The organism is Lelliottia jeotgali, assembly GCF_977070485.1.
Map to the genome: position 1 here is coordinate 255119 of NZ_CDRVFO010000003.1, position 24507 is coordinate 279625.

The 24507-nt window shown below is 63.9% G+C and carries 21 protein-coding genes; 4 read left to right on the top strand and 17 right to left on the bottom strand.

Annotated elements, in window-relative coordinates:
• Nucleotides 1-11: 11 nt before the first annotated feature.
• The 8 genes from ACW4TB_RS06045 to ACW4TB_RS06080 form a co-directional block, all read right to left on the bottom strand.
• Complete coding sequence (locus ACW4TB_RS06045; RefSeq protein WP_279928952.1) at nt 12-431, bottom strand: DUF6691 family protein; 420 nt, start codon at nt 429-431, stop codon at nt 12-14.
• 2 nt (nt 432-433) lie between these two features.
• Nucleotides 434-868, bottom strand: a complete 435-nt coding sequence (locus tag ACW4TB_RS06050; RefSeq protein WP_012314989.1) for a YeeE/YedE family protein — start codon at nt 866-868, stop codon at nt 434-436.
• Nucleotides 869-962: 94 nt separating this feature from the next.
• The gene (locus ACW4TB_RS06055; protein WP_279928948.1) at nt 963-2282 is read right to left on the bottom strand and encodes a serine hydrolase domain-containing protein; all 1320 of its coding nucleotides are present in this window, start codon (nt 2280-2282) and stop codon (nt 963-965) included.
• A 19-nt stretch (nt 2283-2301) separates the two neighbouring features.
• A complete protein-coding gene (locus ACW4TB_RS06060; protein WP_455828287.1) occupies nt 2302-4155 on the bottom strand; it encodes a DUF1302 domain-containing protein in 1854 nt (617 codons plus the stop codon).
• Between the two features lie 206 nt (nt 4156-4361).
• A complete protein-coding gene (locus ACW4TB_RS06065; RefSeq protein ID WP_279928946.1) occupies nt 4362-4793 on the bottom strand; it encodes an acyl-CoA thioesterase in 432 nt (143 codons plus the stop codon).
• 2 nt (nt 4794-4795) lie between these two features.
• Nucleotides 4796-5959 (bottom strand): iron-containing alcohol dehydrogenase, encoded by a 1164-nt coding sequence (locus ACW4TB_RS06070; protein ID WP_279928943.1) that lies wholly within the window; start codon nt 5957-5959, stop codon nt 4796-4798.
• Between the two features lie 41 nt (nt 5960-6000).
• Complete coding sequence (locus ACW4TB_RS06075) at nt 6001-7788, bottom strand: acyl-CoA dehydrogenase C-terminal domain-containing protein (RefSeq protein WP_279928942.1); 1788 nt, start codon at nt 7786-7788, stop codon at nt 6001-6003.
• Nucleotides 7785-9023 carry a 3-hydroxyacyl-CoA dehydrogenase gene (locus ACW4TB_RS06080; RefSeq protein ID WP_279928940.1) on the bottom strand — a complete coding sequence of 413 codons (1239 nt, stop codon included), beginning with the start codon at nt 9021-9023 and terminating at the stop codon, nt 7785-7787. The genes ACW4TB_RS06075 and ACW4TB_RS06080 overlap by 4 nt, the downstream gene beginning before the upstream one ends.
• A 100-nt stretch (nt 9024-9123) precedes the next feature.
• Between ACW4TB_RS06080 and ACW4TB_RS06085 the strand changes: the two genes are divergently transcribed.
• Both ACW4TB_RS06085 and ACW4TB_RS06090 read left to right on the top strand, forming a co-directional pair.
• The gene (locus ACW4TB_RS06085) at nt 9124-10023 is read left to right on the top strand and encodes a LysR family transcriptional regulator (RefSeq protein ID WP_012314996.1); all 900 of its coding nucleotides are present in this window, start codon (nt 9124-9126) and stop codon (nt 10021-10023) included.
• Nucleotides 10024-10124: 101 nt separating this feature from the next.
• Nucleotides 10125-12083, top strand: coding sequence for an alkyl/aryl-sulfatase (locus ACW4TB_RS06090; RefSeq protein ID WP_279928937.1), 1959 nt, complete (start codon nt 10125-10127; stop codon nt 12081-12083).
• Between the two features lie 18 nt (nt 12084-12101).
• Here ACW4TB_RS06090 and ACW4TB_RS06095 read toward each other — a convergent pair whose 3' ends face one another.
• From ACW4TB_RS06095 to ACW4TB_RS06105, 3 genes are read right to left on the bottom strand one after another with little or no spacing between them, the layout of a single operon-like run.
• Nucleotides 12102-12401, bottom strand: coding sequence for a DUF202 domain-containing protein (locus ACW4TB_RS06095; RefSeq protein ID WP_012314998.1), 300 nt, complete (start codon nt 12399-12401; stop codon nt 12102-12104).
• Nucleotides 12394-12780: a YidH family protein gene (locus tag ACW4TB_RS06100; RefSeq protein WP_012314999.1), complete on the bottom strand. Its 387-nt coding sequence runs from the start codon at nt 12778-12780 to the stop codon at nt 12394-12396. Before ACW4TB_RS06100 ends, ACW4TB_RS06095 begins: the two co-directional genes overlap by 8 nt.
• Before the next feature lie 28 nt (nt 12781-12808).
• The gene (locus ACW4TB_RS06105; RefSeq protein WP_279928936.1) at nt 12809-14155 is read right to left on the bottom strand and encodes a DUF1329 domain-containing protein; all 1347 of its coding nucleotides are present in this window, start codon (nt 14153-14155) and stop codon (nt 12809-12811) included.
• A 155-nt stretch (nt 14156-14310) separates the two neighbouring features.
• Here ACW4TB_RS06105 and ACW4TB_RS06110 point away from each other — a divergent pair, with 155 nt between their 5' ends.
• Nucleotides 14311-15273: a LysR family transcriptional regulator gene (locus tag ACW4TB_RS06110; RefSeq protein WP_039602330.1), complete on the top strand. Its 963-nt coding sequence runs from the start codon at nt 14311-14313 to the stop codon at nt 15271-15273.
• Here ACW4TB_RS06110 and ACW4TB_RS06115 read toward each other — a convergent pair.
• The 3 genes from ACW4TB_RS06115 to ACW4TB_RS06125 form a co-directional block, all read right to left on the bottom strand.
• A complete protein-coding gene (locus ACW4TB_RS06115; RefSeq protein ID WP_455842908.1) occupies nt 15258-16574 on the bottom strand; it encodes an MFS transporter in 1317 nt (438 codons plus the stop codon). The two genes, ACW4TB_RS06110 and ACW4TB_RS06115, sit on opposite strands and share 16 nt — an antisense overlap.
• Nucleotides 16575-16637: 63 nt before the next feature.
• On the bottom strand, nt 16638-17801 hold the full coding sequence (locus tag ACW4TB_RS06120) for an acyl-CoA dehydrogenase family protein (protein WP_279928933.1): 1164 nt from the start codon (nt 17799-17801) through the stop codon (nt 16638-16640).
• 15 nt (nt 17802-17816) lie between these two features.
• Entirely contained in the window at nt 17817-19364 is a 1548-nt protein-coding gene (locus ACW4TB_RS06125; RefSeq protein WP_115274418.1) for a class I adenylate-forming enzyme family protein, read from the bottom strand.
• Between the two features lie 206 nt (nt 19365-19570).
• On the opposite strand from ACW4TB_RS06125, the gene ACW4TB_RS06130 reads away from it, so the two are divergent.
• A complete protein-coding gene (locus ACW4TB_RS06130; protein WP_012315005.1) occupies nt 19571-20362 on the top strand; it encodes a substrate-binding domain-containing protein in 792 nt (263 codons plus the stop codon).
• A gap of 35 nt (nt 20363-20397) precedes the next feature.
• Here the strand turns inward: ACW4TB_RS06130 and ACW4TB_RS06135 are convergent, their stop codons facing one another.
• The 3 genes from ACW4TB_RS06135 to ACW4TB_RS06145 all read right to left on the bottom strand — a co-directional run bounded on the left by ACW4TB_RS06135 (nt 20398) and on the right by ACW4TB_RS06145 (nt 24466).
• Nucleotides 20398-21654, bottom strand: a complete 1257-nt coding sequence (locus tag ACW4TB_RS06135; protein WP_279928930.1) for an OprD family porin — start codon at nt 21652-21654, stop codon at nt 20398-20400.
• 65 nt (nt 21655-21719) lie between these two features.
• The gene (locus ACW4TB_RS06140; protein WP_279928928.1) at nt 21720-23024 is read right to left on the bottom strand and encodes a CitMHS family transporter; all 1305 of its coding nucleotides are present in this window, start codon (nt 23022-23024) and stop codon (nt 21720-21722) included.
• Between the two features lie 125 nt (nt 23025-23149).
• Entirely contained in the window at nt 23150-24466 is a 1317-nt protein-coding gene (locus tag ACW4TB_RS06145; RefSeq protein ID WP_279928926.1) for a dicarboxylate/amino acid:cation symporter, read from the bottom strand.
• Nucleotides 24467-24507 lie beyond the last annotated feature (41 nt).

Consider the following 24507-nt stretch of genomic DNA (forward strand, 5'->3'; position numbering starts at 1 on the left):
CGAGCACCTAATCAGGGTGTACGTCGCCCCTGCAGCACAGTGAATGCATACATCCCCGCCAGCATGGCCAATACGAATACCAGTACCTGCCAGTGCCCGGTAAGCGAGATGGCGACAGCAGGCCCCGGGCAGATGCCGGCAATGCCCCAGCCTATGCCAAACACCAGGCTGCCACCGATCAGGCGGGCATCCAGCTCCCTTTTCACAGGTAACTGCATGGGGGCGCCAAGCAACGACCGCTTGTGTTTGCCTGCCCAGTTCAGCGGTGCAGCCGCCACCGCGATGGCCCCGGCCATCACCAGTGCGAGTGACGGATCCCAAGCCCCGGTCACATCAAGAAAAGCCAACACTTTGGCGGGGTTCGCCATGCCTGCCAAAAGCAGGCCCAGACCAAAGATCAACCCGGCGAAAAAAGCTGTCAACTTGCTCATTCTCAGGCCCCCAGCACATGGCGGATGACGTACACGGTCGCAAAACCGCTGGCCATGAAGCACACCGTGGCCACGAGGGAACGGGATGACAAGCGCGAGACTCCACACACGCCGTGGCCACTGGTACAACCCGAGCCGTACCGTGTCCCCAGGCCAACCAGCAGCCCGGCAATCACCAGCGCCGGCCACGAGGTGTCGATCTCGATTTCCGGCAGCACGGCGAACAGCCCCCACACCAATGGCGCGACCAGCAGGCCGAGAAGAAACAGCGCTTTTTCGCCCCAGCCCTCACTGCCCCATTGCAGCAAGCCTGCAAGCAGGCCGCTGATGCCGGCGATGCGACCATTGGCCAGAATGAACAGGCTGGCGGCCAGCCCGATCAAGGCTCCTCCCCCCAAGGCAGTCCAGGGTGTGAAGTTGATCCAATCAATGCTCATGTTGCATCTCCGGCGCAGTGAAGCTGGTATAGGGCGTTGAACAGCACATCAACATGGCAGGCATGATAACGATTTGCCAGGCGCCCCACACCGCTCAACCCGGCAGCGCCGCCAACACCGCAGTGACCATGCCGTTGAACGTCGCCGGCGAGTCCACCACGCGCGCAGTGACTTTCGCCTCACCGTCGGCACGGGTGGCGCGCCGGGCCTGGTCGGCAGTGGCCGAGAGCTTGACGATCACCACTTCGCGGCGCGGGTTGATATAGATTTTCTGGCCGAAGCGCCCGCTGGCCTCGACTGAGCCGTCGCCATCGTTTTTCTGGAACCAGTAGTTGCGATAAGCGTAGCCCGGGCGGCCGGGGGCAAGGTTGCCTTGGGCAAACACCGCCGGGTCGGCGGGCTGGAAAGTGCTGCGCACCGCTTGGTTGAAGCTGTCATCCTTGACGTCACGGGCCAGCTCACGGCGCACCCGTTCGGCGAAGCGCGCGCTGTCGCGCAGGTTGCAGCTGATACCGCCGCTGGCCATCTCGGTACCGAGCGGGTCGACTTGCACATAGGCATCGTCCTGGGCGAAGCGTGACCAGATACGTTGTTCAACCAGTTGGGCCCAGTTCAGCCCGGTGATGCGCCGCAGCGCCCAGGCCAACGCTTCGGGTGAGCCGTTCTGGTAGAAGAACAACGGTTTGGCGCCTGAGCCCGACGCCTTTCGTGCGTGCTGGAGGAAACTGTAGATATCCTCCGGCATGCCCTCGGCCCGAGGTATCAGCCCAGTGGCGGCAAACAGCCCAAGGTCCGGCGGCACTTGCGGCGGGTACTCCACAGCGACCTGCATATCGAGGTTGGCCTGCACCGTCGCCTCGCCAAACGGCGTGCCGCTGAGTTCCGGCACGTAGTGGGCCAATGTACGTTGCGGGTCCAGAGTGCCTTCGGCGATCAGTTGGGCGGCGATCAGGCCAGTCACCGACTTGGTCATCGAGGCCCAGATATGCGGCTGGCCGGGTTGGAAGCCCTCCAGATAACGCTCGTACACCACCTGGCCACGGTGCAGCACGATAAGCCCGTCGGTGCTGGTCTGTTGCAGGTAGCTCGCCAACGTCAGGGGCTGCTCGCCGGCAGCGAACGCCACCTGATCCAGTGGCAGTTCGGTGCCTGCTGGCAAGGCTAGCGGCGTGGAAGCGCGGCCAATGCCCCGGGTCGGCGAAACCTCGCGGGCGTGGCGCATGGACCAGCGCAGGTAAGGTGGCTGGAACGCGTTGGCCTGGTTCACGCGCAACTGTGGTGCGGGTGGAAACCCTTGCATCACGCCGTGCTCTGCCGGTGCACTGCTGGCCATGCCCGGGGCAAGTGTACCGGCCAGCATCAAAGCGATGGCCGGCAGGTTGGCGGGTGACGCGTGCATGCTGCGTTTGGACATTGTCTTGCTCCTGGGTGGTCTAGAAGTTGGCGCCCACGCTGAATGCAACGTAGTCGCGGTCGCCGCGGGTGCCGTAATCGCCATCGAGATAATCGGTGTAGGCAAGGCTTGCCCAGTACTTGCTGGCCAGCGCCACGTCGACGCCCAGGCTGATCGAGCGCGAGCCTTCATTGAAGCCCGAGCCGTCGGCAGGCGAATAGCCTTTCACATCGTGTGACCAGGCCAGGTTGGGACGGATGTCCACGCCCGGGACAAGGTTCTGATAGCTCCAGGTTGCCCGCAGGCGGTAGCCCCAGGAAAACGGCGTGACGAACCCTTCGCCGTTGCAGTCGCCAGGGCTTTTCGAAATCGCCTGGCAAAGGCTGTTGTCGGCCAGCTCTCCGTTGCCGTAGGCCCCGGAGCGGCCATAGCGCGGCCCGAAACGCCCCTCGAGCCCACCCACATAGGTTGCGCCCACCTCCCCCATCAACAGCAACTGGTTGGCCCCCATGACCTGGCTGAACGCCTGCACTGCCGACACTTGGGCCTGGGTCACTTCCTTGCGTCGATAACCGTCGAACAACGTATCGTCGGTCGACGGGCGCAGGCCTTCAGCGTTGAGCGGGCTGCGGCCCGGGGCGTTGAGCAGCGACTGCAGTACATCGTTGCCGTTGAGCTGCACCGGCTGATTGGGGCGGTAACTCAACTCCCCCTGCACGGCGGTGCCGTTGTGCAGGGTGGTGGCGAAGGTGATGCCATATAGCCGGATATCCTCGGGGTACTGCGCCAGGTACTGCGAGGTTCCCATGCGCAGGGCGCCGGCCAGGGTCTGCCCGGCGCTCGAAGCCAGGAAGGCACCGCAGCCAGACAGTGGCACGCCAATGTTGCCGCACAAGTCCCTGGCAAAACCGGTATTGGCGTAGTAACGGCTGCTGACTGTGCCCAAGTAGGGAGAGCGGCTGTGGTAGTTGGCCGCGAACAGGCCAAACTCGGTATCCAGCGCTTGGACATACCAGTGCAAGGCAAAACCCCATTGGCCTCCATTGCGCGCATCCTGGTCGGCCCCGCGCGGCACGCGCACGCCCTCATCTGTCAGCGTCACGCCCATGGCCGCCAGCGCTTGGGAACCCCCCGGGTTGGTGACCATCTGCCCACCGACATCCAGGCCTTGGCAGCCCTCGGGCATGAAGTCGTTGCCGGAGAAGAAGGTCGCACAGTTGTCCAGCCGGGTCTGCTCCCAGTCCAGTTGATAGAAGGCGTCGAATGACAGGGCCTGGTTGAGGTTTTGCGTGACATACAACAGGTTGACCGGCGCCAGAGCGTCTTTGACCTCTGAGCCTGGCCGGCGCAGTGCGGCCTGATTGAACGGGCTGATCACGTTCAGGCCACCCTGAATGAAGAGGCTTTCGCCCCAGTTCACCACCTGATTGCCGAGGCGCACTGAGCCGGGCTCACCGTCGATGTCGTAGAGGGCATAGGCAAACGCATCGAGCAGTTCCGCTGCGGCGGTTTTGGCCGATGCCTGGCGGTTGTGGTCGTCGATGTCGACAGCACGCTGGCTGTGGTCGCGCTGCACCGTGTCATACCAGTAGGTGCCGCGCAGAAACACTCCAACGTTGTCCCGGTGCAATTCCAGGTCATGGGTTGCTTTGAAAATGGCCGAGAACACATCACCCGAGCGGTAGTTCCGCCGGCCGTTATTACTGTTGGCGGCCTGCAGCAGCTGCTTGTCGGGGTTGGCTGTACTGACGGCAGTGCCGAACGAAAGCGCCGAGTCGAAACGCCCTTCGAGCGGGCCGGCCTGGAATTGCAAGGCAGCCGCCGGGGTGGCGAGCAGGCAGCATAGAGCCGCCAGCGGCGCTTGGCGCCGGCAGATATGGATGTATTCGCTCACTCCTGACCTCTTGTTGTTTTATTAGAGAGTGAAAGGTGGGGGACCGCAGATGAGGCACCGGCCGCCCAGGCAGGCGGTATCGGTAATGTGGATTATCGGGGCAGTGGAAGCAGGCTCACAAATAGCGTCTTCGGATCAGTGCCATGCCGTATTGTTATGGCCTGGGCGGGGTGGGGTGGCGTCAATCGAGCGCCCCCCAGATGACCTCAGACAGCCAACAGTTCCAAGGCCATGCGCACCTTGCCTGGTATGGCAACCACGCGCTGCTCACGACGATCAACGAACACATGGGTAAAGCGGCCGGCTGCGCACGCTTCAGGCTCCCCCTCGACGAAAACAGCCAGCGCGTAGTGCACCGAGCTGTTCCCTGTCCCCGTGACTGCGATACCCACTTCGATGCGTTGCGGAAAGGCGACCGCGGCGAAGTAGTCACAAGCAGACCCGGCCACATAGGCCACCACCGGGTCGCGGTGGATATCCAGACCGGCATGCTCGATCAGCCAGGTGTTCACGGCGCTGTCAAAAAACCCGTAGTAGACGACATTGTTCACATGCCCATACAGGTCGTTGTCGTGCCAGCGCGTGGTGATCGGCTGGAAGTGGCGATAGGCGCCGCGCAGCGGGCGTTCCCTGGCCATGATCAGAACGCCGCCTGGTAGAGTTCGACGGCATCGGCGAGGGTGACCTTGCGCGGGTTGTTCACCAGCAGGCGCTGCTGCTGCAGGGCCTCTTCGGCAAGCTGTTGCAAACTGTGCCGGGGCACGCCGACATCACGCAACCGGCTCGGCAAGCCGGAGCGTGATGCCAATTGTTCCAGTTCGGCAATGAACTGGCTGCACAACTCATGGGGGCCGCCAGGCACCAGCCGCTCGCCCAACAGCGCCGGCGCCAGCGCCGCGTAGTCGGCGAATGCCTCGCTACGGTTGAAGCGCATAACATGCGGCAGCACCAAGGCATTGGCCAGCCCGTGCGGTACGTGAAAACGCGCCCCCAGCGGGTAGGCCAAGGCATGCACCGCAGCGACCGGCGCATTGGCGAATGCCTGGCCGGCCAGGCAGGCCCCCAGCAGCATGGCCTGACGGGCCTGCAGATTACCGCCGTTGTGCACCGCCTGGTCGAGGTTGCCTGCCAGCAGTGTCAAGGCTTCGCGGGCCAGCAAGCTGGACATTGGGTTGCGCTTGAACTTGCTGGTGCTGGCTTCGATGGCATGGACCATCGCGTCGATGCCCGTGGCGGCGGTGATCGCCGGTGGCAGGCCCAGGGTGCGCTCGGCATCGAGCAGCGCAAGGTCAGGCAGCAGTAGCGGTGAAATCACTGCCATCTTGGCGCACTCGCCGGTGGTGATCACGGCAATGGGCGTGACCTCCGAGCCGGTGCCGGCGGTGGTGGGCACCTGGATCAGGGGTAGGCGCTGGCCCCTGGCCTGGTCAATGCCATACACCGCCTCCAGGGTCTGGTCGCACCCTGGGTGGGCCAGCAGCGCCACCAGTTTGGCGACGTCCATGGAGCTGCCGCCACCGAAACCGACAATCAGCTCGGCACCGATATGCCGGGCCCGGCCGACGGCAGCCAGCACGCAGGCATGGCTGGGGTCGGCGCTGACATCACTGAAAATCGCCGCGCTCAGGTTCGCCCGGGTGAAGCCAGGCAGTACATCGTCAAGCATCCCCAGGCTGACGATACCGGGGTCGGTGACGATCAGCACGCGGCGCACGCCGCGCTGCTGGCACAGCTGGGCCAGGCGGCCAGCGGCGCCCGGTTCGCAGAGCAGCTGGGCGGTGGTGGCAAAACTGAATGGCTGCATGTTCATGTTCCTTTTGTTCTTGTGGGTGAACGGCACAGCGATCAGAAGGCGAAGTGCGCTTCATCCAGGCTCATCAGGCACTGGGCGCCGCCACGCAACGCCTCACAGTGGGCACTTGCGCGCGGCAGGATGCGCCGCCAGTAAAAGTCCGCTGCGTGCAACTTGGCCTGGTAGAACGCGCTGTCGCCGCTGCCGGCAGCCAGTGCCGCACTGGCCCGCTCGGCCGCCCGCAGCCAAAGCGCAGCCAGCAGCACATAGCCTGAATAGGCAAGAAAATCGACCGACACCGCTCCAATTTCCTGGGGGTCGCAGCGGCAGGCATCGAGCACCTCGGCGCTCAGGTTGCGCCACTCCTGCAAACGCAGGGTCACCGCCTCGGCCATCCCTGTCAGGTCATCTGCGCGGCACTCGTGCGCCGCCTCCAGCAGTTCATCAATCAACAGGCGCAGCTGCTCGCCGCCATCGGCCAGTACCTTGCGGCGAACAAGGTCCAGGGCCTGGATACCATTGGTGCCCTCATACAGCTGGGTGATCCGGCTGTCGCGCATCAACTGCTCCATGCCCCACTCGCGAATGTAGCCATGGCCGCCATACAGCTGCACACCCAGGCTGGCGACCTCTTGGCCGACATCGGTGAGGAAGGCTTTGACCACAGGAATCAGCAGCGCTGCCCGACGCCCGGCGGCGGCCTGCACTTCAGGCTGCGCCGCACCATGTTCCAGGTCGAGCGCCTGGGCAGCGTAGGCCGCCAGCATCCGGCAGCCCTCGCTGAGGGTTTTCTGGGTGAGCAGCATGCGCCGCACATCAGGGTGGCAGATGATCGGGTCGGCGCTGCGCTCGGGCGCCACCGGGCCGGCCAGGCTGCGCGACTGCAAGCGCTCACGGGCATAGGTCAGGCCGCCCTGGAACGCGGCTTCGGCAATGCCCAGCCCCTGCAGCCCCACCTGAAAGCGCGCATCGTTCATCATGGTGAACATGCAGGCCAGGCCCTGGTTGGCCTCACCCACCAGCCAGCCGCGGGCGCCGTCGAAGTTCATCACGCAGGTGGCAGCCCCCTTGATGCCCATCTTGTGTTCGAGGGCACCGCAGCCCAGGGCGTTGGGCACCCCCGGGCCACCGTCAGCCGCGCACTCGAACTTGGGCACCAGGAACAGGCTGATGCCGCGCACTCCGGCCGGCGCATCGGGCAGGCGGGCCAGCACCAGGTGGATGATGTTGTCGGTCAGGTCCTGATCGCCGCCACTGATAAAGATCTTGCTGCCACTGATGCGATAGCTGCCATCGCCTTGCGGCTCGGCACGGGTACGCAGCAGCGCCAGGTCGGTGCCAGCCTGCGGCTCGGTCAGGCACATGGTGCCGGCCCACTCGCCGCTGACCAGCTTGCCCAGGTAGTCGCGCTTCAGCTCCGGGCTGCCATGCCGGTGCAGGGCAAGTACAGCACCTTCGGTGAGGCCCGAGTAGATGCGAAACGCCAGCGAGGCGCTCATCAGCATTTCGTGAAAACAGGCTGCAACCATCTGCGGCAGGCCCTGGCCATCGTGTTCGGCCGGGCCGGTCATGCCGCCCCAGCCCTGCTCGACATACAGCCGGTAGGCCTGGTGGAAGCCCTCGGGGGTCAGCACCTGCCCTTGCTCCAGGCGGCAGCCCTGCTCGTCGCCCTGGCGATTGAGCGGGGCCACCACCTCGCTGGCAAAGCGAGCGCCCTGTTCAAGAATGCCATCGATGGTTTCACGGTCCAGGCCGTTGCCCAGGCGGGCGCAATGTTGCGTCACATCGAAGACTTCATGCAGGACGAACTGCATGTCACGCAAGGGGGCTCGGTAGTTCATACGCGGCCCTCGCTCACGTCTGCCAGCTGTTTGCCAGCCGCCGCCAGCCGCATCAAAAGACCAGCCGGGCGCCAATGTTCGCCAAACAGGCCTTGCAGCCGCTCCAACCTTGCCAGCAGCAGCCCCAGCCCTTGTTGATCGGCCCAGCACATCGGCCCGCCCGTCTCTGCCGGGAAGCCGTAGCCATGCAGGTAAACCCGATCGATGTCCTGGCTACCACTGGCTATGCCCTGCTCAAGAATTTTCGCCCCTTCATTGACCAGCGCCAGCAGGCAGCGCTCACGGATCTCCTCGTCGTCGATCGCGCGCCGACGCACGCCCAGGTCCTGAGCAACCTTGAGCACCAAGGCATCAACCTCGGGGTCATGCAAGGCTTCGCGGCTGCCGGGTGCGTAAAGGTAATAGCCCTGGCCAACCTTCTGCCCGAAGCGGCCGAGCGCGCACAGGGCATTGTCGACCTGGACCAACGGGGCATCCATCCCCTGCCCGGCCAGTTGACGTGCGCGCCACTCCAGGTCGATGCCGACCACGTCATACATGCGAAACGGGCCCATGGCAAAGCCGAACCCCTGAAGCGCCCCGTCCACCTGCCGCGGCGTGGCGCCCTCGAGCAGCAACTGCCGGGCCTCGGCGACATAGGTGCGCAGCATGCGGTTGCCGATGAAACCGGGGCAGTTGCCTGCCACGACCACCTCCTTGCCCATGCGCTGGCCCAGGGCCACAGCCGCGTCCAGCACTGCGGGCGCGGTAAGCTGCCCGCGCACCACCTCCAGCAGCTTCATCACATGCGCCGGGCTGAAAAAGTGCAGCCCCAACACCTGTTCAGGCCGCCCGGTGACGGCGGCGATGGCATCGATGTCCAGCGCCGAGGTATTGCTGGCCAGGATCGCTGCAGGCTTGAGCGTGCTGTCCAGGGCGCGGAAGATCTCTTGCTTGAGCGCCAGGTTTTCGTACACCGCTTCAATCACCAGGTCGGCCTCGGCAAGCTCGGTGTAGGCCGTTACCTGCCGCACCCGTGCCAGACAGGCATCGGCCTGGGCCTGGTCGATACGGCCTTTGCCGACCTGCTGCGCCCAAGTCTGCGCGAGCATGGCAAGGCCTGCCTCGGTGGCGCTGGGGTCGTTGTCCAGCCACAGTACAGGCAGCCCGGCACGGGCCAGGCTGATGACGATGCCGCGGCCCATGGTCCCGGCCCCGATCACGGCCGTCTGCTGAACGTTGTAGGAAGTACTCAAGCGTGACACTCCTGATTCGGAAGGTGAAGGCATTGCCCTCACCCTAGTCAGGCGCCTACTATTTTTGAAATTCTAATTTTCCATCCCATGTATTTTTCACATGAATATATCCAACTTCGATCTCAACTTGCTGCGCGTGCTGGACATGCTGCTGCGTGAACAGAACGTGTCACGCGCTGCCGAGCGTCTGGCGTTGACCCAGCCTACAGTGAGCAACGCCTTGGCGCGCCTACGGGACGTTCTCGGTGACCCGCTGCTGGTGCGGGTCGGCCGACGCATGCGCCCTACCCCACGCGCCCTGGCCCTGGAAGGGCCGATTCGCGCGGCCCTGCAACAGATCGAGCAGACGCTCGGTGCCGGCGACAGCTTCGACCCGGGCCGCAGCCACAGGCAACTGCGCATCGCCCTGACCGACTTCGCCGAACAATTGTGCATGCCCAGGCTGCTGGCCACCTTGCAAACCCAGGCGCCGCATTTGCGTGTGGACGTACTGCATCTGGCGCCCAACCTGCCGGCCGACGCCCTCGACCGTGGCGAACTCGACCTGGTGCTGGGGCGCTTCGACGATGTGCCGGCGCGCTACGAGCGCCGCCACTGGCGCAGCGAAACCCTGCACGTGGCGGTGCGCCAGGGGCACCCAGAGGTCGATGGCGCGCTCGATCTGCAAGCCTTCCTGGGCTTGCGTCACTTGTGGGTGCATGGCGGCCAGACCCGGGGCATGGTCGACCAGTGGCTGGCCGAACAGGGCCTTGCCCGGCGCATTGCCTACACCACGCCCAATTACCTGCAGGCCGCGCACCTGGCCGCCAGCTCCGACCTGTGCGTGGTCTTGCCCACCGCCCTGGCCCGCCATTTCGCCCAGCTACTGCCCTTGCAGGTCTTTGACCTGCCTTTCGCCCTGGAGCCCTTCGAGCTGGAACTGGTGTACCTTGCCCACCGTCAGCACGACCCGGCACTGGCCTGGCTGGTAGCGCGCATCATGGACATACGCGGCGGCTGAGCCATCGCATTCAGGTATGGCCACCCATGCAAGAGTGGTATTGGTTTGCCGGCAACCTCTGTCCTTAGAGTGGTTGCCCCCATAACAACAAGGACCACCCCATGCGCCTACGCTACCTGCCCACCCTGCTGGCCCTCGCCCTGCCCTCTGCGGTGCTTGCCCAGGCACCGGCCAAGGATGCCACCGACCTGACGCGCCAAAGCAACCAGCAGTGGCTGCAGCGCCTGCCCTTCGACGACCGGGCAGACTTCGACAACGCCCGCCGCGGGCTGCTGGAAAGCGTCGACCAGGCGGTGCTCAATGCCGATGGCAAAACGGTCTGGGACCTGCAGCGCTACGCCTTCCTCAAGGGCGAGGCACCGGCAACGGTCAACCCGAGCCTGTGGCGCATCGCTCAACTCAATACCATCGCCGGGCTGTTCAAGGTCACCGACCGCATCTACCAGGTGCGCGGCCTGGACCTGGCCAACATGACCTTGATCGAAGGCGAGCACGGGCTGATCGTGATGGACCCGTTGCTGTCGGTCGAGACCGCCCGGGCCGGGCTGGCCATGTACTTCAGGCATCGCCCGCAGCGCCCGGTGGTGGCGGTGATCTACACCCACCCACACGTCGATCATTTTGGCGGCGTGCGCGGGGTGGTCGATGAGGCCGACGTAAAAGCCGGCAAGGTCCAGGTCATTGCCCCTGATGGCTTCTTCGAACATGCCATCAGCGAGAACGTACTGGCTGGGCCGGCGATGAAGCGGCGGGCGCAGTACATGTATGGTGCGCCGCTGCCACGCGGGCCCCGCGGGCAGGTTGACGCAGGGCTGGGCAAGGGTGTGCCGGCCAATGCCACAGTCAGCCTTATCGCCCCTACTCGGCTGATCGAAAAACCGTTCGAAACCCTGCGTATCGACGGCGTCGATATCGAGTTCCAGCTCACCCCCGGCACCGAAGCACCCGCCGAGATGAACCTGTGGTTCCCGGCATTCAAAGCCCTGTGCATGGCCGAAAACGCCTCCCATGTGCAGCACAATATTCTCACCTTGCGTGGCGCCCAGGTGCGCGATGCCAAGGTCTGGGCGCACTACCTGGACCAGTCGCTGCTGCGCTACGGCGATAAGGCCGAGGTGGTGTTCGCCCAGCACCATTGGCCGACCTGGGGCGGCGCGGCGATCCGTGAGTACCTGGCCGATCAGCGCGACATGTACGCCTTCCTCGATAGCCAGACGCTGCGCCTGCTCAACCGCGGCCTCACCCCTACCGAGATTGCGGCCGAACTGACGTCGCTGCCACCCCGGCTGGCCAACAAATGGTACAGCCGCGACTATTACGGCTCGCTCAGCCACAACGTGCGGGCGGTGTATCAGCGCTACATGGGCTTCTACGACGGCAACCCGGCGACCCTCAACCCCTTGCCGCCAAGCGAGGCAGGCCAGCGCTATGTGGCGGCGCTGGGCGGCAGCGAGCGGGTGCTGACACTGGCGCGCGAGGCTTACGGCAAGGGCGACTACCGCTGGGTGGCGGAGCTCACCCGACACTTGGTATTCGCCCAATCCGATAACAGCGCTGCACGTGGCCTGCAAGCCGATGCCCTGGAGCAACTGGGCTACCAGAGCGAGAACGCCACCTGGCGCAATGCTTACCTGACCGGTGCGCAGGAACTGCGTAACGGCGTAGCGACCGGTGCCAGCAAAGGCGGCAGCGCCGACGACCTGGTACGCGCACTGACCCCGACGCTGTTCTTCGACTACCTGGGTGTACGCGTCGATGCAGCCAAGGCGGCAGAGCAGGACCTGACCATCAACTGGCGCTTCACCGACCTCAACGAAGACTACGCCCTTACCCTGCGCAACGGCGTGCTCACCCACCGCGATCACGCGCAACACGCCAAAGCGGATGTGCAGATCAATATGAGCAAGGCCACCCTGGACCGCATCGCACTGAAGCAGACCGGTTTTCTCAAGGAAGCCAAAGCGGGAGGTATCGACATCAGCGGTGAGCGCATGAAGTTCATGCGTTTCATGGCTGGGCTGGATGAGCCTGACGGGCGCTTCAATATCGTCACGCCCTGAGTACGCAATAGCGCCGCGCTAAGCAGTGCGGCGCAACCACACCCCTAGCACCAACCCGGCCACCAGTAACGCAGTCAGCGGTACGGTGCGCGCCGCGGCCCAGCCCCGCTCGCTACGCAACATGGCCAGGCCGCGGCGGTAGATGGCGCGTTCGCGTACCCTGCCCAGCAGCGCCAAACACAGTGCCGCGCCCGCCACAGCCTCCATGCCGCCGCGCCATGCCAGGCAAGCCAGCACCACTAAAGACAACTGTGTTCGTCGCCAGGCCAACACCGTACGCTCGGCCTGCAAACCGGTGTCGGCAGTGCCGTCAGCCATGCCAGCGCCCCCATAACAGCGGTACCAGTGCCGCGCAGGCCAGCGCGCAGGCCACGCTCAGCAGCGGTACCAGCCGTGGCAGCGGCAACGGCGCATCGCGACGTAATGCGCGCTCCACCACCAGCCAGCGCCACCCAGCACCAAGGCTTACCAGCAGGCTCGCCAGCAGCAACGCGAATTCCATGGCCAGGCGCCCGGATTGGGGCCAGGCATGCGCGGCGAAGGTTTCGAGGGCAATGGCACCGCCTAGCAGTGCCAGGGCGGTACGTAGCCATGCCAGAAAGGTGCGTTCATTGGCCAGGGTGAAGCGCGGGTCAGGTGGCTTGCCAGGCCCCAGCAACCAGCGCTCCCAGGCGCTGTAATGGTGATCGGAACTCATCGGCTGTCCTGTGTGTGACCCTGGGTGCTCAACGCAGCCCTTGGCTGCGCAGTGCTCCAGGCGAGAAGTACGAAGCGCTGGTGCGCACATCAAAGGTGAACGGCTTGGGTTGCTCGTTGGTCAGGCCCGACAGTTGGTAGCGCCCACTGCGCAGGTCGTAGATCACCTCCATGGCGTTGACCAGAGCCTGCCCGGTGACGTGGTAGTAACTGTGCGCCTGGGCCGTGCGCCACAGCCGCCCTTGGTGGTCGAAGAAGTCTGCCTCGACGATGGCCCAGCTGTCCTCATCCAGGTAATAGCGGCGGCTGGCATAGATATGCTCGGCCCCAGGCTTGAGAGTACCGACCAGCTCCCATACCCGGTGCAATTCGTAGCGTGTAGGCTGCGGGTTGACGTGGCCCTGCCCTACCAGCGCGGTGTAGCTGAGCTGTGGCGAAGCCAGGCGATAACTGTTGTAGGGTACGTGCAGGGTTTTCTTGCCGACCAGGGTCCAGTGGTAAAGGTCGGGGGCACCGTTGAACATGTCGCGGCTGTCGGCGGTGCGCAGCCCGGCAGTACCCGGAGTGATGTTGTCATAGGCCACTGCAGGCGCACGCCGTACGCGCCGCTGGCTGCTGCTGTACAACCACGACAGGCGCGGCTGGGCGACCTGGTCGAGGGTTTCGTGCAGTACCACAGCATCACCTGCCAGGCGCGATGGGGCGGTCAGTCGGTAGCTCAGGTAATACAGTACGTTGCTTGCCTGGCCGCCGGGCAGCACATCGGGCCGGGCGAAGGTTTGCTGCGCGCTGAACATGACGAAGCGACCATCACGACGCGGGGTGATGCTGTCCGACGCCAAGCTGTAACTGCCGTTGCGTGGCCGCGTCAGGTGGTTCCAAAGTACCTGCAGGCCATTGCGTGGCAGCGGAAACGCCAGTACCCCGGCAAAACCCTGCACGCCGTTGCCGTCATTGACCAGATGGGCGCTGGCGGCGTTGTGCCGGGCCCACTCGCTCACCCGAGCGGGCACCGCGACACTGCGGTGCGACGGGTAGACCGGAAGGCGAAAAGAGCCGGGGTAACGCTCGAGCAGCGCCACTTGGCCTGTGGTGAGCTGCTCGCGATAGCGCGAGTAGTTCTGCGCAGTGATGGTGTACAGCGGCTGCTCATCCGCGTAGGGGTCCAGCGGCGTGCCGTTGACTGCCAGCGAAACCTGCCCCGGTTGCAGCCCCCCGCTCCAGGCCGGTATGCGGCCATCAGTGCTGGGCGCGCGCTCGGCACCCACGGGTGTCAGCTGCGGGGGCAGTGGCGTGAGTGGCGTGGCGCCAAGGTGAAGGGCCAGCAGGCTGGCATTGACGAACAGAACGCTTCGCAGCAGGGCGACAGGTTTCATGGGGTTGGCCTCTTGTTGTTGTTGGCTGACCTGGCCGGGCGGGCTTGCCTTGGCACGCCCTTTCCGGGTGATACTAGGAGCCGCGCTTCGAACCCCACAAATAACGTGTTCGGATACGTGCCATATCAGTTCGGCATACCCTTGGAACCGCTGCGATGACCCTCAAACAGCTCCGCTACCTGATCGCAATCGTCGAAGCCGGCAGTTTTTCCTCGGCTGCGCGTCGTGCCTACATCGCCCAGCCAGCGTTGAGCAGGCAGATCGGCCTGCTGGAGAGTGAACTGGAAATGCAGTTGCTCGACCGCCAGCACGACGGCATTGTCCTGACCGACGCCGGTCGGCAGCTTTACGAGGTGGCCCGCCAGGTGGTGCAGAAGCTCGATTCGGTGAAGGACGAGCTCAAATCAAGCCGCGGTGACCCCAAGGGGCACGTTGCCATTTCCATTCCGGCCACTGCCGCAGACCTGCTGCTGCCGGAAATCCTCAAGCGTGCCGAACAGCGCTTTCCCGGCGTGACATTGACCGTGTGGGATGGCCTGAGCCGCAACGGTGGCCAGGCCATCGAACTGGGCAAGGTTGACTTCGGCGTGGTGCCCAACGCCGAGGAGCTTGAACATGTCGAAGCCGAGGCGATCTTTACCGAGGCGCTGTACTGGGTCGGCCCTTCAGCTGCCGGCGCTGCCGACACCATTACCCTGGCCGAAGCCGCCGCCACGCGGCTGGTGCTGCCACCAAGGGCGCTGCACCTGCGCCGGCGCATCGAACAGGCGGCCATGGAAGCCGGCGTGCCTTTGGCGGCCGCCTACGAGCAACAATCGGCACCCGGCATAGCCAGCCTGGTGCGCGCAGGGCTGGCGGCGACCATCAGCAACTGGCCGCCGCTGTGTGAGCTGCTCGAACCGACGCAGGCGCGGCTCATCGTCGAGCCACGCATCAGCCGCACCATTGCCCTTGCGCACTCACGGCACAAGCCCCTGTCGTTTGCCGCCGGTTGCTTGCACGACCTGGTGCGCGGGCTGCTGATCGAACTGGTACTCGGCGGCCGTTGGCGTGGTGAGCTGATCGGCGGCGATGACGCGCCGCTCGGGTCGGTGCCGGGGGTTCAGCTGGCTGTCTGAGAGCGCACCGGCACGCCATGCTCGACCGCAACCGGTTCACCCAGGCGCTTCAGGGTACGCTGCGGGTTCAAGGTCACCAGGCCCGCCAGCCCGGCCACGACCAGTACTGCGCCACAGACCAAAAAGCCTTGGGCATAACCTGCGGGATGCTCGGCGCCCGCTCCTTGCACCAGCAACCCGGTTACAACCGGCGCAGCCAGGCCGGCCAGCGAAGCGATACCGTTACCGATGGCAAGCACGCCGCCCCGCTGCGCCGTCGGGGTGAACTCGGCGAGCATGGCCGGCCCTACGGAGTACATGACCAGTGCCAGCCCGCCACTGAAGGTCAGTGCATTAACCCGCACGGCGGTGCTCAGGCCTGGCAACATCAGCGACGCAGACAGCAGCCCGGCAAGTATCAGGCACAGCGAAACGAATACGCCGCGCGCCACCCGCGACGATACCCCACGACGCATCAGGCGTTGTGACAACCAGGCCATCAACAGGCTCAACGGCGTGGTCACCACCACGAACATCACAAAGATCCGCCCCGTCTGCAGCGGGTCAATGCCCAAGCCGACCTGCAGATAACTGGGCACCCAGGTCAGCGTCAAGGCCAGCGACCAGTTGGCGGCGAAGTGGCAGAGGTAGTTGCCCATCACGCTGGGGTCACTCAGCAGCTTGCGATACGGTATGGCCGGCTCATCGCTCTTGAGCTGGCTGGCGCGCAGGCGCTCAAGGGTGCCCTCCTGCCCCAGCCGCCACCACAGCAGGCACCACACCAGGCCGATCAGCGAAAGGATGATGAAGTTGGTGCGCCAACCGTAGTGCAGGCTGACCCACGGGATCATCGCGCCAGCCACCAGCAGCCCCATGGCGCTACCGGCATGCAGCAGCGCCACAGGCAGGTTGCGACGGTCATTGGGGAACCACTTGTACAGCGCATGGGTGGCGACCGGCGATGCCGGCCCCTCACCGATGCCCAGCAGCACGCGGCAGGCAACGATGGCCCACAGGGAAGTGGCGAACAGCATCGGCAACTGGATCACCGCCCAGAACAGGCCCATGCCCAATAGCAGTGTGCGAGTGGGGCGCCGGTTGGCCATGAAGCCTCCGACCACGGCGGACAGGGCGAAAAACCAGTGCAAAGCGCCGCCAATCAGCCCGAACTCAGTCGCCGTCAGGCCCAGTTCGGCGCTCATCGGCACCGCGACCAGGCCGATCACCACCTTATCGAGAAAATTGACCAGCATCAGCAGGGCCAGCAGTACGGCCACCATCCAGGCCGTACGGGTGTTGGGCAGGGAAGCATCCACAGTCATGGCGATTACTCTTGTTATTGTTGTGGAATGTAACAAAAGGCCACCGCAGTGGCGGCCCAAGGGTCACGCGGGCATCAGGACGCCTTTGGCGATGGTGTTGCGCTGAATTTCACTGGTACCGGTCAGGATGCGCATCATTCGGGTGGCACGGAAAATCCATTCCACCGGGTGGCCCTGCATCAACCCGGCACCGCCATGCACCTGCACGGCCTTGTCGGCAATGCGGAATGCCGCCTCGGATACGAACAGCTTGCACATCGGCGCCTGGGTACGGATGTCACCGCCGGCATCGTTCACCTGCGCAGTGGCGTAGACCATGCTGCGTGCTGCGTGCAGCTCAGTGGCCATGTCGGCGATCATATGGTTGACCGCCTGGAACATGGCGATCGGCTGGCCGAACTGCTTGCGGCTACGGGCATGCTCGATCGACAGGTTCAGGGCCAGGCCGGCCATGCCCAGCAAAGTCGGGCAGTGCAGCAGCCGGTTGAGGGTAATGCGCCCCATGGCCAGCTTGAACCCTTGGCCCTCCTCGCCGATCAGGTTGGCCGCCGGCACGCGCACCTCATCCAGCACGATGTCGCCATGAGCCCCACCACCGGACATCACCGCATAGTCGCTTTCGACACGCACGCCCGACGCCTTGAGGTCGACGAAGAACGCCGAAATGCCCTGCGCGCCTTGCCCGGGCCCGGTCACGGCCAGCAACACCGCCAGGTCAGCGTAAGTGGCACCAGAGATGTAGCGTTTGCTGCCGCTCAGCACGTAGTGATCACCGTCGCGGCGCACCTGGGTGCGGATGGCAGTGGCGTCCGAACCCGCCTCGGCCTCGGTCAGGGCGAAGCACACGGCTTTCTCGGCGCGACACACCGGCTGCAGGAAATGCTCCACCTGATAGGGGCTGGCCACTTTGAGCAGGTGGCCCACCCGCGGCGGCCCGGACAGCTCGCCCAGTACATGCGGGGCGAGCATCGAACCGGTCAGCACCGTGGCTTCCTTCACGGCGCACAGGTCAGCCACGCTCAAACCTGCACCCCCCATGGCCTCTGGCAGCATGAGGGTGTAAAGGCCCTGCTCGCTGGAGCGCTTCCATACTTGCCGCAAGACTGCCTGAGGATGCGGGCGCGCCCAGTCCAGCTGCATCTCCTGCTCCAGCGGGCGAACCTGGTCGCGGACGAACCCTTCGATGGCTTCGATGATCTGCGCAGCTTTTGCACTCGGTTGATACATGGTCATGCTCCCTGATCAGATACGACGATCGCTGTGTTGCCAGTAGGCTTCCCGGACCAGGCGGCGCACCACCTTGCCATTGGGGTTTTTCGGCAGTTCGGTGACAAAATCCACGCCTCGCGGCTTCTTGAAACCGGCCAGGGCGCGGCCGCAGCGCTCGATGAGCTCGGCGGCGTCAAGCTGTGCGCCGGGCTTGAGCACCACCACAGCGCGCACCGCTTCACCCCACTGTTCGTCAGGCACGCCGACCACTGCCGCCTCGAACACTTCGGGGAAGCCGTAGATCACCTGCTCCACTTCGCTGGGGTACACATTGAAGCCCCCGGAAATGATCATTTCCTTCTTGCGGTCGACGATGAACACATAACCCTGCGCATCGACCGTGGCCAGGTCGCCGGTCAGGTAGTAGCCGTCGCGCATGACTTCGGCTGTGAGCGCCGGCGCGCGCCAGTAGCCCTGCATGATGTCCGGCCCCTTGACCACGATTTCGCCGATCTCGCCCGGTGCCACATCCTCGAATGCCTCGTTCACCACCCGCAGGTCGGTCTCGAAATAGCAGCGCCCGCAAGAGGCCAGGCGCTGGTAGTTGCCGTCTTCGATCAGGTGGTCCTGCTCGGTCAGTACCGTGACCAGCGAGCAGGTTTCGCCGGCACCATAACCTTGCACGAGAATCGGCCCGAACAGCTCGATGGCCTTTTTCACCAGGGCCGGGGCCATGGGCGCGGCGCCATACATGACCAGTTTGAGGCTGGACAGGTCGAAGCGCTCGACGTCGGGGTAATTGACCAGCCGGTTGATCATGGCCGGCACCAGGAACAGCCGCGTCACCCGCTCACGTTCGATGGCCTCCAGCAACAGGCGATCGTCGTAGCGGTCGAGCAGCAGGTTGCAGGCGCCCACCGCCAGCAGCGGCATGATCTGCATGCCGCTGGCATGGGTGATCGGCCCCACATGGGCCATCACATCATCAGGGCCGGAGCGCCGCGTGGGGCTGGCGATGCTCTTGCGGACCAGCGCCTTGCGGTTGCCAAACGACAACATGGCCGCCTTGAGCACACCGGAGCTACCGGAGGTGTAATGCAGCACTGCCAAGGCGTCGTCGGCAGGGTCCAGGCTACACGGTGCCTCGCTGCCGCGCTCAAGCAGCGCGGCATAACCCAGGTCACCGCCCTCGCCCTCCAGCGCGATCACCTGGCGCAACATCGGCAAGGCCGCGCGTCGTTCAGCCAGCGCCTGGGCGAAGGTGGCATCGGTGATCAGCGCAACGCTGCAGGAGTCTTCCAGCACCCGTACCACTTCATCCAGCGACAACCGCGCATTGATCGGCACCTTGACCATCGCCGCCTTGTACAGCGCCACCTCTGCCTCTACCAGCTCCACGCGGTTGGCAGCCAGGATCGCCACATGTTCACCGGTGGCCACGCCCAGTGCACCCAGCCCCGAGGCAAGGCGGTTACTGCGCCGTTCCAGCTGGGCATAGGTCAGGCGCGTCTGGCTGTCCGCCACGGCAGTGTGGTCCGGCCAGTAGCGGGCACTGCGGGTAATGATCTTTCCAAGGTTCACGTTGTTGTTCTCGTCGACAGGAAGACATCGACGATGCTAAACAGCCAGGCGCGGGCGGATGTAATACCAGTTTCCGATGCCGGCCATAACGAATTTGGCTGGCGCCTTCATCAAAGCCTTTCATTAAGGATGTTTAACCTGATTTCACCCGTCCTGCAGAGCATGCGTAATTAACATTGCGCGTCTTTGATCCAGGATTCCCAGCAATGCGAAATACGCTGTTACGCGCGACCTTGCTCCTGTCGGTAACTGCGGCATCGGCAGCAGTTGCCGCGCCGACACCAACACTCACCGTACTCAGCTCGGGCGGCATCATGGGAGCTATCCGCGCGGCGCAACCCGCTTATGAAAAGGCCTACCACATCAAACTCGACATCCAGGCGGCGCCCTCGATGGGTGAGACCCCACAGGCCGTGCCTAACCGGCTCGCCCGCCAGGAACCCGCGGATGTTGTATTGATGGTAGGTTCGGCGCTGGACAGCTTGCAGGCCAAGGGCTTGGTCAAGCCGACCAGTCGTGTCGATCTCGGCAAATCCTATATCGCCATGGCAGTACGCAAGGGTGACCCCAAGCCAGACATCAGCAGTATGAAAAGTTTTCGCCAAACCCTGCTGGACAGCACATCGGTAGCCTATTCCGATAGCGCCAGCGGCGTGTATCTCTCACGTTCATTGTTCCCCCGTATGGCGTTGGGTGAGAGCTTCAAGGCCAAAGCCCATATGATTCCCGCCGAGCCAGTGGGGGCAGTGGTGGCGCGCGGCCAGGCGCAGATCGGCTTCCAGCAACTGAGCGAGCTCAAACCCGTACCAGGCATTGATATCGTTGGCCTGGTTCCAGCGCAGGCACAGAAGATGACGCTGTATGCCGGCGCTGTTGTCAGCACCAGCGTACATCAGACGCAGGCACGACAACTGCTGGACTATCTTGCATCAGCCCAGTCCGACGCGGCTATCCAGGCCAGCGGCCTGACACCGTTGAAGCATGCGGCCAGGCAATAGCAGTCAACAGGCCGGGCTCATGCCCGGCCACTGGCTCACCAGATGGCAATGTCATAAGTCAGGTAAAGGCGGTTGCTGTCCCGACCGCGGGAAAAGTCAGACCTGTAGACATAGTTGCGCAGCCGTACCCCAAGCCCTTTGAGTGCCCCGCCCTGCACCACATACGCAAGCTCGGCGTCACGCTCCCATTCACTCAGCCCCTGCGCCCCGGAGCGGCCGTTGTCCCCGCTCAGGTAGCGTGTCATGAAGGTCAGCCCAGGCACGCCTGCGGCGGCAAAGTTGTAGGCATAGCTTGCCATCCAGGTCTTTTCTTCTTCCTCGATGAACTTGCCTATGCCAACGTTGCTGAACGAATACACCGTTGCACCACTGATGTACGGCAGGCCGGCTTCACCGTCCAATACCTGATACCCGGCGCCGAAGGTGTGCCCTGAATGCGCGTAAGACACCTGTGCGCTGAACATGTCGTTGTCGATGCTGCCGCCGTACGCGGCGCCGCTGTCACGGCTGGTGAAATACCGCAGGTCGGTGGTCAGCACCCCGCCGGCCAGCGCAAGGTCATGTACCAGGCCGGCAAAGTCCTGGCGGTAGAAGTGCTCGAGCTGACCGTGGAAGTAGCTCAAGCGCAAGTGCTTACTGAACGCGTAGTCGGCGCCGGCGAAGCTGAAGTCGCCAGACTCGGCGCCGCCATAACCGTCCAGGTACAAGCCGGTACTGTCGGAAGAGTCGCGTTGCTTGAACCGGTCCAGATGCCCGGCGGTGAGCGTCAGACCATCGATGTCGGTACTCGTCAGCTGTGTGCCCTGGTAGGTCTGCGGCAGTACTCGGGCATCGTTGTAGACCAGTACGGGTGTCTTGGGCAGCAAGGTACCGTGCTTGACCACCGTACTACCCAGGCGGGCCTTTGCCGTCACCCCGGCACTGGCGAACTCCTGGGCGGCGCGACCGTCGTCATGCACCGGCAGCAGGCCCGTACCACTGCGGCCGCGGCCGGAGTCCAGCCTGACCCCCAAGAGCCCCATCGCATCGAGCCCCAGGCCCAGCGTGCCTTGGGTAAAGCCCGACTGATAGTCGAGCAGAAAGCCTTGCGCCCACTCGGTTCGCTCGCTTTTGGCGGTGGCGGCAGCGCGTGCGCTCATGCCCTGCTCGTCGCGGAAATTCTCGTTGAAATAAACGTTGCGCAGTTGCAGCTTGAGTTTGCCGTCATCGATAAATCCAGCAGCGCCGGCAACAGGCAGGCAGCCGCAGAGCAGGCCACAGGCGGCCGCCGCACGCAGAGCGGTTGGGGACATGTTCGGTACTCTTTTGTTGTTTTTGAATGAGTAGAAAGCGGGCGCCCGGCGGCGCCCTGGGCGGATCAGACGAAGAAGGACAAGGCACCGGTGAGCAGGGCCAGGGCAGTGATCACCAGCGAGGTGAGCACCGCCCATTTGACGGTGGCCTTCTGAAAGTCGCCGATATCGCGGTCGACCATGCCCACCAGCAACAGGGTCGAGGCCACCAGAGGGCTCATCAGGTGCACCGGCTGGCCGAGCACCGAAGCGCGGGCGATCTCTACCGGGTCGATGCCGTAGGCGGCAGCCGCGTTAGCCAGGATCGGAACTACGCCAAAGTAGTAGGCATCATTGGACAGGACGAACGTCAGCGGCATGCTGGTGATCGCCACCACCAGCGGGAACCAGTGGCCCCAGGACTGCGGAATCCAGTCCACCAGTGTCTGCGCCAGCGCATCGACCATCTTCGTGCCGGAGAAGATGCCGGCGAAAATCCCTGCGGCAAACACCAGCAGCACGACCGTCATGGCGTTGCCGGAGTGGGCCAGGATGCGCTCTTTCTGCACCTCGAGTTGCGGGTAGTTGATCATCAAGGCAGCGACAAAACCGATCATGAACAGGATCGCTGCGTGCATCACGCCCAGAACCAGCGCGATCATCACCGCTACCACGAGCAGCAGGTTCACGTAGGCAAGCCGCGGACGCTTGTGCGGCGTGTCCTCGAGAATCGCCTTGATGTAGCAATTGCCGCCACCGGATTCGAGCTTGATGTTGCCGATGCGTTTGCGTTCGGCACGGCCCAGCAGGAACGCGGTAAAGACCACCCAGGCAGCTCCACCGATCATGGTCGGCAACATCGGGATGAAGTACTCGGTCGCATCGAGCCCCAGCGCGGCGATGGCCCGTGTCGCCGGCCCGCCCCATGGGCTCAGGCCACTCATGATGCTCAGCGAAAGCATCGCCACCGTTGCCAGGATCATCGGGTTCATGCCGATGCGCTTGTACAGCGGCAATATGGCCGCACAGGTGATCATGTAAGTAGTAGTGCCATCGCCGTCGAGCGCCACCAGCAGCGAAAGCAGTGCAGTGCCGATGGCGATCTTGATCGGGTCGCCATTGACGCGTTTGAGAATCTTGCGGATCAGCGGATCGAACAGCCCTGCGTCGATCATCAGGCCAAAGAACAGAATGGCGAACAACAGCAGTGCAGCCGACGGGGCAACCATCTTCAGGCCGTCGAGCATCATCTTGCCGGTTGTCGGCGCAAACCCGCCGATCACGGCGAACACGATGGGAACAACGGTAAGCGCAACGATCGGCGACAGGCGTTTGCTCATGATGAGGTAGGTGAAGGTCACCACCATGATCAGGCCAAGCAATGCGAGCATGATTGGGTTCTCTTGTTTTTATTCTAAGGCGTGGCCATCTGGCGCGCAGACGGCCCCCTGCCCCACTCGGCATCACAGTGATGCTGAGCGGGGTTCAAGTCAACGAAGGGTGTTAAGGGTTATGTTCAGCCGTGATGACGAGGCTCTGCGGGCCAACTGGACACCGCTGGCCCGACCTCATCGGCAAGGGGCTCACGCTCACCGTTCAGGGTGCGCATCAAGGTGTCCCTCTCACAGGCATTTTCGGAAAGCGAGACCACCACGGTGGCAACTGCATTGCTGGCAAGACTGGTCAGGGCGCGCGCCTCGGACATGAAACGATCAACGCCGATCAGCAGCGCCAAGCCTGCCAGCGGGATGTCGTGGATGACGGTCAGGGTCGAGGCCAGGGCTACGAAGCCACTCCCGGTCACACCGGCAGCGCCCTTGGAAGACAGCAGCATGATTGCGAGCATGGTGATGGTCTGCCCCAGGGTCAGGTCGATGTTACAAGCCTGGGCGATGAAGATTGCCGCCAGTGACAGGTAGATCGCCGTGCCATCCAGGTTGAAGGAGTAACCGGTGGGCAGCACCAGCCCCACCACCCCTTTTTTGCAGCCCAGTTTTTCCAGCTTCTCCAGCATGCGCGGCAACACCGGCTCGGTAGAAGAAGTACCGAGCACCACCAGAAACTCCTCACGAAAATAACGCAGCAGTTTCCACAGGCTGAAACCATGCGCGCGGCAGATGCCACCCAGCACGACGATGACGAAGAAGGCGCAGGCGATGTACAAGGTCCCCACCAGCTTCGCCAGGGCGCCAAGCGAGCTGATGCCGTACTGGCCTACGGTAAAGGCCAGGGCACCGAACGCACCTATCGGCGCGAAGCGCATCAGGTAGCCGAAAATGCGAAACACCATGGCCGAAGCGGATTCGAGCACATCCAGCACCGGCTTGCCCTTCTCACCCATCGACGACAGGGCAAAACCGCTGAGTACCGCGATGAACAGCACCGGCAGCACTTCGCCTTTGTTGAATGCGCCGATGAAGGTATCGGGAATGATGTGCATGAAAAAGTCGACCACACTCAGTTTCGCCGCAGACGCAGCATACTGGCTGAGCCCCTCAGTGCTGAGGGTGGCGGGGTCGATGTTCATGCCCTCGCCAGGCCGAAAGAGGTAGACCGCCGCAAGGCCGATGATCAGGCTGACAACGGTCAACCCCAGGAACAGCAGCAAGGTCTTGCTCATCAAGCGCCCCAGCGAACGCTTGTCGGTCATGCCGGCAATCCCGGTGACGATGGTGCAGAACACGACAGGCGCGATCATCATCTTGATCAGCTTGATGAAGGCATCGCCCAGCGGTTTGAGCGCAACGGCCTGTTGCGCCCAGAAATGCCCGACCACTACGCCCAGCAGGACGGCGCAGAGAATCTGGAAGTACAGTGATTTTGCGATCTTCATGAGGCATCACCCATTGTTGAAATTGTGCGGATGCGCTTTGT